At 31.1% G+C, this 13,063-nt stretch carries 14 protein-coding genes; 12 read left to right on the forward strand and 2 right to left on the reverse strand.

The genetic code is table 11. The features are described 5' to 3' along the window. Positions 1 to 75 precede the first annotated feature (75 nt). The 10 genes from ricT to SJY27_RS11940 all read left to right on the forward strand — a co-directional run bounded on the left by ricT (position 76) and on the right by SJY27_RS11940 (position 10,009). On the forward strand, positions 76 to 1,434 hold the full coding sequence (gene ricT, locus SJY27_RS11895) for a regulatory iron-sulfur-containing complex subunit RicT (protein WP_397445060.1): 1,359 nt from the start codon (positions 76 to 78) through the stop codon (positions 1,432 to 1,434). 16 nt (positions 1,435 to 1,450) lie between these two features. Then, a complete protein-coding gene (locus SJY27_RS11900; RefSeq protein WP_397445061.1) occupies positions 1,451 to 1,909 on the forward strand; it encodes a gliding motility lipoprotein GldH in 459 nt (152 codons plus the stop codon). Between the two features lie 63 nt (positions 1,910 to 1,972). After that, positions 1,973 to 4,264 (forward strand): transglycosylase domain-containing protein, encoded by a 2,292-nt coding sequence (locus tag SJY27_RS11905; protein ID WP_397445062.1) that lies wholly within the window; start codon positions 1,973 to 1,975, stop codon positions 4,262 to 4,264. A gap of 11 nt (positions 4,265 to 4,275) precedes the next feature. Further along, positions 4,276 to 6,081 carry an AMP-binding protein gene (locus SJY27_RS11910; RefSeq protein WP_397445063.1) on the forward strand — a complete coding sequence of 602 codons (1,806 nt, stop codon included), beginning with the start codon at positions 4,276 to 4,278 and terminating at the stop codon, positions 6,079 to 6,081. 3 nt (positions 6,082 to 6,084) lie between these two features. Then, positions 6,085 to 6,309, forward strand: a complete 225-nt coding sequence (locus SJY27_RS11915; protein ID WP_397445064.1) for a hypothetical protein — start codon at positions 6,085 to 6,087, stop codon at positions 6,307 to 6,309. Positions 6,310 to 6,334: 25 nt separating this feature from the next. Then, complete coding sequence (locus SJY27_RS11920; protein ID WP_397445065.1) at positions 6,335 to 6,562, forward strand: hypothetical protein; 228 nt, start codon at positions 6,335 to 6,337, stop codon at positions 6,560 to 6,562. A 46-nt stretch (positions 6,563 to 6,608) separates the two neighbouring features. Beyond that, on the forward strand, positions 6,609 to 7,370 hold the full coding sequence (locus tag SJY27_RS11925) for an exodeoxyribonuclease III (protein WP_397445066.1): 762 nt from the start codon (positions 6,609 to 6,611) through the stop codon (positions 7,368 to 7,370). Between the two features lies 1 nt (position 7,371). Continuing rightward, positions 7,372 to 7,599 (forward strand): hypothetical protein, encoded by a 228-nt coding sequence (locus SJY27_RS11930; protein WP_397445067.1) that lies wholly within the window; start codon positions 7,372 to 7,374, stop codon positions 7,597 to 7,599. A gap of 13 nt (positions 7,600 to 7,612) precedes the next feature. Beyond that, positions 7,613 to 8,923 (forward strand): transglycosylase SLT domain-containing protein, encoded by a 1,311-nt coding sequence (locus SJY27_RS11935; protein WP_397445068.1) that lies wholly within the window; start codon positions 7,613 to 7,615, stop codon positions 8,921 to 8,923. A gap of 105 nt (positions 8,924 to 9,028) precedes the next feature. Then, positions 9,029 to 10,009 (forward strand): DUF4837 family protein, encoded by a 981-nt coding sequence (locus SJY27_RS11940; protein ID WP_397445069.1) that lies wholly within the window; start codon positions 9,029 to 9,031, stop codon positions 10,007 to 10,009. Between the two features lie 63 nt (positions 10,010 to 10,072). On the opposite strand, the gene trpS is transcribed toward SJY27_RS11940, so the two are convergent. Next, on the reverse strand, positions 10,073 to 11,041 hold the full coding sequence (gene trpS, locus SJY27_RS11945; protein WP_397445070.1) for a tryptophan--tRNA ligase: 969 nt from the start codon (positions 11,039 to 11,041) through the stop codon (positions 10,073 to 10,075). Between the two features lie 121 nt (positions 11,042 to 11,162). Between trpS and SJY27_RS11950 the strand changes: the two genes are divergently transcribed. Both SJY27_RS11950 and SJY27_RS11955 read left to right on the forward strand, forming a co-directional pair. After that, entirely contained in the window at positions 11,163 to 11,954 is a 792-nt protein-coding gene (locus tag SJY27_RS11950; RefSeq protein ID WP_397445071.1) for a lysophospholipid acyltransferase family protein, read from the forward strand. After that, entirely contained in the window at positions 11,926 to 12,564 is a 639-nt protein-coding gene (locus tag SJY27_RS11955; RefSeq protein WP_397445072.1) for a hemolysin III family protein, read from the forward strand. The genes SJY27_RS11950 and SJY27_RS11955 overlap by 29 nt, the downstream gene beginning before the upstream one ends. On the opposite strand, the gene SJY27_RS11960 is transcribed toward SJY27_RS11955, so the two are convergent. Then, positions 12,559 to 13,035 carry a CYTH domain-containing protein gene (locus SJY27_RS11960; protein ID WP_397445073.1) on the reverse strand — a complete coding sequence of 159 codons (477 nt, stop codon included), beginning with the start codon at positions 13,033 to 13,035 and terminating at the stop codon, positions 12,559 to 12,561. The genes SJY27_RS11955 and SJY27_RS11960 overlap by 6 nt on opposite strands. Between the last annotated feature and the right edge of the window lie 28 nt (positions 13,036 to 13,063).

Here is a 13,063-nt window from a genome sequence, read left to right on the forward strand (position 1 = left end):
TAGTTTTTTGAATCAATTTTATTGAATACAAATCTCTTAAATTCTAAAAACTAATAAAAATATATTATTTTACTTATGGCATGTGGAAGTTGTGGTACAACAGAAAATGGAGTACCTAGAGGTTGTAAAAGTAATGGAAATTGTGGTACAGGAAGTTGTGGAAGTGGCAGTGAAAAGCTAGCTGTTTTTGATTGGCTTTCTAATATGTCGCTACCTAGTGGTCAAGAACGATTTAATATTTTCGAAGTCCGTTTTAAAAACGGAAGAAAACATTTTTATAAAAACACAGATAATTTGCCCTTAACAATGGGCGATATTATTGCTGTTGAAGGTGCTCCTGGGCATGATATTGGTACAATATCTTTAGCTGGTGAATTGGTGAAAGTGCAAATGAAAAAGCGCAAAATTACTGCAGATCATGAAGATGTAAAGAAAATTTACAGAAAAGCCACTCAAAAAGATATTGATATTTGGCAAACAGCCAGAGGTAGAGAAGAAGAAACACAAAGAAGAGGTAGAGAAATTTTAGGTAAATTAGGCTTAAAAATGAAGCTTTCTGACGTAGAGTTTCAGGGCGATGGTAATAAAGCAACTTTTTACTATACAGCAGATGCAAGAGTAGATTTTAGGCAATTGATTAGAGATTTGGCAAGTGCATTTTCTATTCGCGTAGAAATGAAACAAGTTGGGGCAAGGCAAGAAGCTGCACGATTAGGTGGAGTAGGTTCTTGTGGTAGAGAACTATGCTGTTCTACTTGGCTAACAGATTTTAGAAAAGTAACCACATCTGCTGCACGTTATCAACAGTTGTCTTTGAATCCATTAAAATTAGCTGGACAATGTGGTAAGTTAAAATGTTGCTTAAATTTTGAGTTAGATACGTATTTAGATGCGCTAAAATCTTTTCCAAAGCAAGACTTAGTATTAAGAACAGAAAAAGGGGATGCCGTTTTTGTTAAGATGGATATTTTTAAAAAACACCTTTGGTACACCTATAAAGAAGAACGCTTTAAATGGTTTAGATTAACACTAGACCAAGTTCATGAAATTATAGACTTGAATAAAAATAACGAGAAATCTATGTCTTTAGAAGACTATGAATCTGATGTAGAAATTCCTGTTAAAGTAGATTTTGAAGATGCAGTGGGTCAAGACAGTCTAACACGTTTTGATGCACCTAAAACAAGTAAAAGAAGAAGAAATAACAGAAATAAAAGAAGAAAAAAACCTGTTGCAGTTGCCAATCAAAATCAAGAAAATACTCAGAAAACGCAACAGAAAAGAAAACCAAAACCAAAGCCAAACACGAGAAGAAAACCGGCAAACAATAATCAACAGAATTCTAATTCGCCAAAAAAAACGAATTCTAAAAGAACCAATTCAAATACTAACAGAAATGCTTCAAATACTAAAAATAGGCCTTCTAAAAAATAAGAAAGTTGTTTTTTTGATGACGTGTTTAGGGATTATTTCTTGTAGCAATTCAATTGAGTTTACCAAATATAAATCGCTACCAAATGCTTCTTGGGAAGCGCATAAGAATATTTCGTTTGAGTTTGAGGTTACAGATACGATATCACCCAAAAATCTCTTTATCAATATTAGAAATAATAAAGAATATGCATATAGTAATTTGTATGTAATTACCGAACTTAAATTCCCAAAAGGAAACAAAATTATAGATACTTTACAATATGAGATGGCAGATAAATCTGGTAAATATTTAGGAGAAGGGTTTACAGATATTAAAGAAAATAAATTATTTTATAAAGAAAAAAAAGTGTTTCCTGAATCAGGCAAATATGTGTTTCACATTCGTCATGCAATGCGTAAAAATGGTGAGGTAAATCCAGTCCCTTTTTTAGAAGGTTTGCAAGATGTTGGTTTTAGTATAGAAAAAATAGAATAGACTCCTGTTTGTACAGGAAAATTAAATTAATGCAACCTCAAGAAATTTGAGAAGAAGTTTATGATGGCAAAGAAACAAACAACAAGTTATACAAAATACCTCTTATGGTTTTGGGGTATTCTTTTAAGTGTATTATTGGTTTTAATTTTACTGTTTTATATAGCAGCATCAGGTGGTTTAGGTGCGTTACCAACTTTTGAAGAATTAGAAAATCCACAAACCAATTTGGCAACAGAAGTAATTTCTGCAGATGGTGTTACTATTGGTAAATATGCCAAAGAAAACAGAACTCCTGTTAAATACGATGAGTTACCTCAAAATTTGGTAAATGCTTTAGTAGCCACAGAAGATGAGCGTTTTTATGAACATTCTGGTATAGATTATATAGGTACAGCAAGAGCGGTTTTAAAACCAGGTAGTGGAGGTGCAAGTACCATTTCACAACAGTTGGCAAAAATGCTGTTTACAGGACGAGCTTCTAGAAATATCTTTAAAAGGATAGGTCAAAAAATGAAAGAATGGGTGGTTGCTACAAAGTTAGAAAGGCAGTATACTAAAAATGAAATTATTGCCATGTATTTAAATAAGTACGACTTTTTAAATCAGGCAGTAGGTATTCGTTCTGCAGCAAGAATTTATTTTGGCAAAGAGCCTAAAGAATTGGAAGTTCAAGAATCTGCGATGTTAGTAGGCATGTTAAAAAACTCATCCTATTTTAATCCGTTAAGAAGAGAAGCTAAAGTAAAGCAAAGAAGAAATGTAGTGCTTTTACAAATGACCAAAAACGGTTTTATTACAGAAAGGCAGAAATTAGATTTACAACAATTAGATTTAGGTATTAACTATACACCAGAAAGTCATGATGAAGGTTATGCTACCTATTTTAGAACACATTTGCAGAAAGTAATGCGAACTTGGGTTAAAGATAATCCAAAACCAAATGGAGAGGAATATGATATTTTTAGTGACGGGTTAAAAATTTATGTAACCATAGATTCTAGAATACAACAGTATGCAGAAGAAGCTATTTCAGAACACATGGCTAACTTACAATCGTACTTTTTTAAAGAGCAAAAAAAGAACAGAACAGCTCCTTTTTATGATTTAGACAAAAGTCAAATAAACGGTATTTTAAATAGAGCGAAAAGAAATTCAGAGCGGTATAAACGACTAAAAATAGCAGGAAAATCAAAAAAGGAAATTGATGAAATTTTTAAGAAAAAAACCAAAATGAAAGTTTTTTCTTGGAAAGGAAATATAGATACCATAATGTCTCCTAATGATTCTATCAAATACTATAAATCATTTTTACGTTCTGGATTGTTATCCATAGAGCCACAAACAGGTCATATTAAAGCTTGGGTGGGTGGTATCAATAACAAACACTTTAAATACGATGCTGTAGCGCAACAAAAAAGACAAGTAGGTTCTACATTTAAACCATTTGTATATGCAACTGCTATCAATCAATTGAGGAAATCTCCTTGCGATTTGTTACCCAATACACCTTATACAATTCCTGCTGGTAAATATGGTATTCCAGAAGAATGGACCCCAAAAAACTCAAATGATAAATATGGGGGAATGTTGAGTTTAAAAGATGCTTTGGCTACTTCAACCAATGTAGTAACCGCAAATTTAATAGATCAAGTATCGCCAATTAACGTAGTACGTTTGGCAAAAGCTGCTGGTATAGAAACTGAAATTAAACCAAATCCATCTATAGCTTTAGGTGCTGTAGATTTATCTTTATACGAAATGGTAAGTGCATACAGTACGTTTGCCAATAAAGGATTGCGTGTAAAGCCAATGATAATTACCAGAATCGAAGATAAAAACGGAACCGTTTTAAAAGATTTTGTACCAAAAACAGAAGAAGTGTTAAGTGAAGAGTCTGCTTATGTAATCTTAAATTTATTGCAAGGGGTTACAACTTCTGGTTCAGGAATTCGATTACGTTCTAAATGGACTTCTGCTAAGGGAGCAGCAACAGGTTTTCCATACGAATTTGAAAACGAAATTGCAGGAAAAACGGGTACAACACAAAATCAATCAGATGGTTGGTTTATGGGAATTGTACCCAATTTAGCAACCGGAGTTTGGACAGGTGGTGAAGATAGAGCCACACATTTTGCAGGGATTACAAAAGGGCAAGGGGCAACAATGTCTTTACCTACTTGGGCTTTATTTATGAAAAAATGTTATGCAGATAAAACGTTAAATATCAGTCAAGATGAATTTGAAAAGCCAGAAGATTTATCTATAAGAGTAGATTGTGGAGAAAAAGTTGAAGAAGAAGAGGAAGGAAAAGATAAAAAAGCAATTGTTCCTGTAGAGGATGAAACCGATTTTTAAAAGTACTTTTTATGACTTGGATACCCACAAAAGAACACATAAAAAAATCTAATATTGGAAAGTTGATGCAAAAGCATCAATTTTCTGCTTATAAAGATTTATGGACTTGGTCTGTAAAAAATAAAGAAACTTTTTGGGAAGAAACAGTGGAGTCTTTAAACATCATTCAAGATAAAAAATACAAACAAATTTTAAATATTGATGATGGTATAACACAAGCAAAATGGTTGTTTGGTGCTAAGCTAAATATTATAGATTCTTGTTTTCAAAATGACGATAATGCAAATGCAATCGTTTTTCAAAAACCCAATGAAAAAGTTCAAAAAGTAACTCAAAAAGAGTTAGAAGAGCTTGTAAATAAAATAGCCAATAGTTTTCCAAATATCAAGGTACAAAAAGGAGATACTATTGCTATAGATTTACCAATGACCTTAGAATGTGTAGCCATTTATTTGGCTGCCATAAAAGCAGGCGTAAAAGTGGCAACTATTGTTGATAGTTTTACACCAAAAGAAATAAAAGTAAGGTTAAATTTAACACAACCAAAAGTTGTTTTTACTCAAGATTTTTTGGCAAGAGCCCATAAAACATTTCCTTTATATGATAAAGTGGTAGAAGCAAATGCAGATAAAATTGTCGCTATAAAAACCATCAAAAACAAAGATTTCAAATTAAGAAATCAAGACGTTTTTTGGGATGATTTTTTATCTGAAAACACCAACTTTACATCAGTAAAACAAACACCACAAAACTGTATTACCATACTTTTTTCATCAGGCACAACTGGAGAGCCTAAAGCAATTCCTTGGAATCATACTACTGCAATAAAAGCAGCTTCAGACGGATTTTACCATCAAAATATACAACAAAATGATGTGGTTTGTTGGCCTACAAATTTAGGTTGGATGATGGGACCTTGGTTAATTTTTGCAGCTTTAGTGAATAAAGCAGCTATTGGATTGTATTATGATGCTCCTACAGGTGCCGATTTTGGCGAATTTGTTCAAAATGGAAAAGTTACCATGTTAGGTGTGATACCAAGTATTGTAAAGCATTGGAAAAATTCAGCTTGTATGGAATCCTTCAATTGGGATTCCATTAAAAATTATAGTTCTACAGGTGAAGTTTCTAATCCTACAGAAATGGAATATTTAATGCGTCTAGCCAATAATAAACCTGTGATAGAATATTGTGGAGGTACAGAAATTGGTGGAGGTTACGTAACAAGTTCAGTAGTTCAAGAAAATATACCAAGTACCTTTTCTACTAAAGCTTTGGGTAGCGATTTTGTGTTGTTAGATGAAAATCATCAAGAAACCAATAAAGGAGAGGTGTTTTTAATTCCGCCAATAATGGGGCTTTCAACAGAGTTGCTGAATAAAAATCATCAGAAAATTTATTATGATGATACTCCTAAATATCATCAAATGTTAAGAAGACATGGAGATGAGTTAAAGCAGCTAGAAAATGGTTGCTTTAAGATTTTAGGTAGAGTTGATGATGCCATGAATTTAGGTGGAATTAAAGTAAGTGCAACTCAAATAGAAGAAGCCATTAATCAATTAGGTTTTGTGCTAGAATCTGCTGCTATTGCTGTGGCTCCCAAAGATGGTGGACCAGCAAAATTAGTCGTATTTTATGTCGAAAAAAGAGATGCCATACCAAATGTAGATCGATTAAAAACGGCCCAAAAAATTGTAAAAACAGAATTGAATCCATTATTTAAAGTTGCAGATTTGGTAAAGATTGAAGCTTTACCAAGAACAGCATCTAACAAAATAATGAGACGTAAATTAAGAGATACTTATAAAAGTTAACCGATGAAAAATATTGTAAAATATCCAAGACTAATTTTTGTAATGCTTTTTCTGGTGATGTATTACGTTTCATACATTTCAGGAATTGAAAACGGTATGTTAAGAACGGTGTTTTCAATTACGTTAGCTTTTGTGTTATCACCAAGAAAAAAGAAAGTAAAAACACAAGCAGGAGAAAAAACTCAAATTACTTGGGTGTTTTTAAAGAAACCAATTATTTTAGATTAAATAGAAGAATTAATATAGCTATAAGATGAATATTTTTAAAAAAATAATACCCTTCCTTTTTCCTATTTTAATAATTGTATTTGGATTAGTGATTTATAAAATAATGGATTATGAACCCAATTTTTACAGCATTTTAATAAATATTTCACTTGCCTATATTTTATCTCCAAAGTTTAAAACAGTAATAAAGCAATCAGGTGAAGAAGAGCAAATCAAATGGCTATTTTTCAAGAAAGTGATTGATAATAATTAATTAACAGAATATATTTTTCCCCTTTGGGGAAATTAAAAGGGGCTTAATGAAAATAATATCATACAACGTAAACGGAATTAGAGCAGCATTAAAAAAAGGATTTTTAGATTGGTTACAAGCTGCAAAACCAGATGTAATTTGCATTCAAGAAACTAAAGCGCATAAAGATCAATTAGATTTAGAAGCGTTTGAAAATGCGGGTTATCCATACCATTATTGGTTTTCAGCACAAAAAAAAGGATACTCATCTGTAGCAGTTTTGTGTAAAGAAAAACCGAAACATATTGAGTATGGAACAGGCATAGAAACTATGGATTTTGAGGGTAGAAACCTTCGTGTAGATTTTGATGAAGTATCTGTTATGAGTTTATACTTACCTTCAGGAACCAATTTAGATCGATTGAATTTCAAGTTAAATTATATGGATGAATTTCAAGAATACATCAACAATTTAAAGCAAGAAATTCCGAATTTGGTCATTTGTGGCGATTACAATATTTGTCATGAAGAAATAGACATTCATAATCCAAAAATGAAAGGTGTTTCTGGTTTTTTACCTGAAGAAAGAACTTGGATTGGAGCATTTATCCAAAGTGGATTTATAGACAGTTTTAGATATCTAAATCCTGAAAAACAAGCATATTCTTGGTGGAGTTATAGAGCCAATGCTAGAGCCAATAATAAAGGTTGGCGATTAGATTATGCCATGGTTTCATCACCTTTAAAAGAAAAAATAGCGAGAGCTTATATTTTACCAGAAGCTAAACATTCAGATCACTGCCCAATTGCTGTTGAATTAAATTTATAAAATGAAAAAGATACATTTAGTAGTATTGCTTTTAGTATTCTTTTCTGTAGATACTTTTGCGCATTCGCAAACACAAAATACTGTAGTTAAAAACGGAATAGGATTAGGTTCTGTAATAGCAGTGGTAATTTCTTGGAGTAGAAATGAATCTATTTTATTGGCAATTCTTCATGGTATTTTTAGTTGGTTTTATGTTATTTATTATTTCTTTGCGCTAAAAGAGAAATAGCCCATTATTCAGTATGAAAAATATTTTATTGCTTTTATTGGTTAGTACTTCAGTTTTTTCACAAGAAAAAAAGGAAACTATTATCAAACCAAGAATGGATACTTTATTTATCGCTAAAGATTCTATCAAAAAACCGTTAAAAAAAGAATTTTTTACAGATGATGATTTAAAATTGATAGATAGTTTATTGGTGGATGAAAAATTCAATTCGCCATTAATTGATACTTTAGAATATGTAATTGATGATAAAGATTTAATAGGCAACACCATTCAAGCAGTAACCTCAGATCTACTAAAAGTGCGCTTGGCAGATTTGAATGAAAGTACACCCTTTAATTTGGCCTTTAATCCTGCCTTAGAAAAAGTGATTAACGGGTATTTAAAATATCGAAAAAAATATTATCCTGCATTAATGGCAAAAGCAAAGTACTACTTTCCTATGTTTGAGCAGTATTTAGATCAATACGATATTCCTTTAGAAATGAAATACTTGGCTATTGTAGAATCTGCATTAAGACCAAAAGCAAGATCTGGAGTTGGCGCTTCTGGTTTGTGGCAATTTATGTATGGTACAGGAAAACAATTTGATTTAAAAGTCAGTTCTTATGTAGATGAAAGGCACGATCCTGTAAAAGCAACTATTGCTGCATGCAAATATTTAAGTCAGTTATATAGTATTTTTGGTGATTGGGATTTGGCTTTGGCAGCCTACAATTCAGGCCCAGGAAACGTTTCTAAAGCCATAAAACGTTCAGGTGGTTTTACCAATTATTGGAATATAAGACCGTATTTGCCAAGAGAAACAGCAGGTTATGTACCCGCTTTTTATGCAACAATGTACATTTTTAACTATGCAAAAGAACACAATATTTATTCAGATTTACCTAAATTTTTTGAGTTTCAAACAGATACAGTTCGTGTAAAAAGAACAGTTACCTTTGGTCAAATTTCTAAGACCATCAATGTTGATGAAGATGTACTCACGTTTTTAAATCCGTCTTATAAACTCGATATTATTCCGTTTGTAAAAAATAGAGATTATGCTTTGCGATTACCAAGCAATAAAATCATCGATTTTTTAGATAAAGAAAAACAGTTGTATGCCTTAGCAGATTCTATTGATGCAAAAAGAGAAAAGCCATTACCTAAGTATTTTGAAATGGATAAACGTATTCGTTACAAAGTAAAAAGTGGCGATTATTTAGGTAAAATTGCTAATAAATTTGGAGTACGAGTAAGTAGTATAAAGCGTTGGAATGGCTTAAGAAGTAGTAATTTAAAAATAGGACAACGATTGTATATTTACCCGAAAAGAATACGATAGTTTTTTACAATAGATAAAAAATTTAATTTATCTAACAATAAAAGTAAAAATGGAACAATATTTGGTAGGTTTAAAGTAAGAACTAACCCAAAACACATCAACTTTATGAGAAAAATATTTTCAATTCTAACGCTTACCATTTTGTTAACCTCTTGTGTAGGAAATGACAAAATGATTTTGAGGGAATCTATAGGTAAAATTAACAAAGTAATGGTTGTTGCTAAAATAAGCGACTGGACAGGAGATGTTGGTAAAGAAATAAGAAACTCTTTTGGGGAGCTACAAGTTGGTTTACCACAAAGTGAGCCTATTTTATCTGTTTCGCAAGTAGCACCTAATGGATTTAGTTCTATGATGAAATCTAGCAGAAATATTTTAATGATTTCTGAAGGAGAAACCGAAAATTTTTCGGTGAAAAAAAATGTGTATGCCAGACCACAAACTATTGTTTATGTACAAGCTAAAGATGATGCAAGTATCATAAAAATACTGCAAGATCGTAAAAACGAAATTCGAAGAATATTTTTAGATGCAGATATCGAATTTACACAAAATATCTTCAAAAAAGAGAAACTAGATGAAAACCAGTTTAAAACCATACAAAATTTAGGCTTATCGCTTATCATTCCAGATAAATTTAGAACAGTTGATGATACAGGAGATTTTTTATGGCTACGTAACCATTTAACAAGTGGAATTGCAAAATCGGGGAGTAATAATATTTTAGTATATTCAGTGCCTTTGGCAGATAAAACTATGGTTGCTGATAGTATTGTAGCCATTAGAAATAGCATTGGTAAAAAATACATACCAGGCTCTAAAGAAGGCATGTATATGATAACAGAAAAAGCCTACACACCATTTACTTTTGATGCTAAAATTGATGGTAAAAAAGCGTATGAAACTCGAGGTAAATGGGAAGTAAAAGACGATTTTATGGCAGGCCCATTTTTAAATTACACAGTTATTGATGAAAAAAACAATAGATTAATTGTTTTTGAAGGGTTTACGTATGCACCTTCTGTAAATAAAAGAGCGTTTTTGTTTGAGCTAGAAGCTATTGCAAAGTCGATGAAAATTCAATAGAAAGTAAATTACAATACATAAAAAATGCCGCTAAAAGCGGCATTTTTTATGGTGATGTATAGTTTAATATCCTATTTTTTCTCTAACTCTTTTTAAAACATCGTTAGCTACCAAAGTTGCTTTTGCTGCACCTATAGTTAACGCTTCATCAATTTCATTTTTGTTTTCCATAAAATGGTGGTAACGTTCTCTAATGGTAGCAAATTTTATTAAAATCAATTCGTACAAAGCTTGTTTTGCGTGTCCATAACCATAATTTCCACCTTCGTAATTTGCTCTCATTTCAGCAATTTCATCATCAGAAGCTAATAACTTATATAATGCAAAAACATTATCAGTATCAGGGTCTTTAGGTTCTTCTAAACCTTTGCTATCTGTTTTTATACCCATTATTTGTTTTCTTAACTTTTTATCCGCTAAAAAAATATTAATAATGTTATTTCTAGATTTACTCATTTTTTCGCCATCAATACCAGGTACTAATTTTGTGTGTTCTTGAATCTTTGCTTCTGGGGCAACTAATGTGTCACCAACAATGTTATTAAAACGATTGGCAACATCTCTAGTCATTTCTAAATGTTGCAATTGGTCTTTGCCTACAGGTACAATTTCTGCATCGTACAATAAAATATCTGCAGCCATTAACATTGGGTAAGTAAATAAACCTGCATTTACATCTGCAAGTCTGTCTGCTTTGTCTTTAAAACCATGAGCTAAAGTTAATCTTTGATACGGAAAAAAACAGCTTAAATACCACGTTAATTCTGTTACTTGTGGTATATCACTTTGTCTGTAAAATATAGTTTTGTTAATATCTAAACCACAAGCAAGCCAAGTAGCAGCAACACTATACGTGTTTTCTCTTAATAAATCTCCATCTTTAATTTGTGTTAAAGAATGCATATCTGCAATAAATATAAAAGATTCATTTTCTGGGCTATTTGCCATTTCAATTGCGGGTAAAATGGCACCTAATAAATTTCCTAGATGTGGTGTTCCTGTACTTTGAACTCCAGTTAAAATTCTTGACATTTATTTATAATTTTAAGATAAAATTAAAAAAGTGTCTTAAAAAACACACTTTAAGAGCGCAAAAATAAGGTTTTGATTTATAAAATCTATCAAACAAAAGAAATTAGTATTTTAGCCACTTATGAAAATTCTAAAAATACCTTTTCTGCTTATTTGGCGTGTTTGGTTTTACCTTTTAATAATAGTTACTATTATTTTAATGGCTCCTTTTTTATTGATTTTAACAGCAAAAGAAAAGTATTATGGAATGTTTTGGAAAATGGTAAGAGTTTGGGCAAAATTTTTGATTTTTGCCATGGGTTTTAGATTGAGCATACAAAATGATCAAGAATTAGAATGCGATAAAAGTTATATGTTTTGCCCCAATCATGCATCTTTAATGGATCCGTTTGTTTTGATTGCTTTGAGTAAAAACCCTATTGTTTTTGTTGGGAAACAAGAGTTTGTTAAAATTCCTGTTTTTGGATTTTTTTACAAAAGGGTTGTAATTATGGTGGATAGAAGTAATCCTGAAAGTAGAAAAAGGGTTTATGAAAAAGCGAAACAAAAATTACAAAACGGAACAAGTATGGCTATTTTTCCTGAAGGATTAGTGCCTACAGAAAATGTAATTTTAGCACCTTTTAAAAATGGTGCATTTAGTTTGGCAATTGAATTTGGTATTCCAATTGTACCACAAGTGTATTATGATTGTAAACGATTTTTTTCTTGGGATTTTTTTAAAGGAAGACCAGGTGTTTTTAGAGTGCGTCAGCATAAATTTATTGCAACTAAAGATTTAAAAATTAACGATAAGGAAGCTTTAAAACAACAAACTTTTGAATTGATTTATAATGATTTGGTAAACGATTCAAAATATATGAAAGATACAAACAGACCTAATAATGAGCGCGAATTTAAATCACCCATATAGTAAAAAAGAAGAGCAATTAAATATAGTTTCTCACGGACTAGGATTGGTTGTAAGTATTTTAGCTTTTCCTTTTTTGGTGATAAAATCATTTAATTTTGATGATTTTTGGAAACCAACTAGTTTTATCATTTATGGCTTAAGTATGATTATTTTGTATGCAGCATCTACTTTTTATCACGCAGCAAAACATCCGAAGAAAAGAAGACGCTTAAATATTTTTGATCATGCAGCTATTTATGTTTTAATTGCTGGTAGTTATTCTCCTTTTTGTTTGGTGGGTTTAGATTCTAAATTAGGTTGGTATATGTTTTTGTTTGTTTGGCTTTTTGCACTTACAGGCATCATTTTAAAACTATTTTTTACGGGTAAATTCGATAAAGTTTCAACAGCAATGTATTTGCTTATGGGTTGGCAAGTAATGTTTTTTATAAAACCTTTAATGAGTAGTATTTCTGCCGAGAATTTTCAATATTTAGTGGCTGGTGGAGTTTTTTATTCAGTAGGTGCAATTTTGTATTCTATTAAAAAAATACCCTACAACCATGCCATTTTTCACCTTTTTGTATTGTTAGGTAGTTTTAGTCATTTTTTGGCAATTTATAATTTATAAAACCCAATTTTTAAAAGGATTTTTACTGATACTTGAGTTGTAATATTCGATGTTTCCAGTAACTTCTTTGCCTAACCAATTAGGTTTTTTAAAGGTTTCATTTTCTGAATTTAATTCAATTTCTGCAACAATTAAACCCTTATTATCACCATAAAATTCGTCAATTTCATAAGTATGATGATCGCTTTTTACTAGAAAACGAGTTTTATCAATAATTGAAGGTTCGCATAACAAAAGTAATTCTTCAGCTTCGTTTTTATCAATTTCTTTTTCCCATTCAAAACGTGTTGTACCAGAAGAATTTGTTTTACCTTTTATGGTTAAAAATGCTTTGTCATCAGCAATTCTAACTCTAACAGTTCTGTTTTTGTCAGAATTTAAATACCCTTGTTTAATTATTTTTTTTTGATATGCTTCAGATTTGAATTCTTCATTTATCACTAAAAATTTTCTTTCTATTTCTAAACTCATAAAAATTCTTTCAATTTTGTACTAATGT

The organism is Polaribacter sp. R77954 (assembly GCF_044595335.1).
In the GTDB taxonomy this organism is placed as follows: domain Bacteria; phylum Bacteroidota; class Bacteroidia; order Flavobacteriales; family Flavobacteriaceae; genus Polaribacter.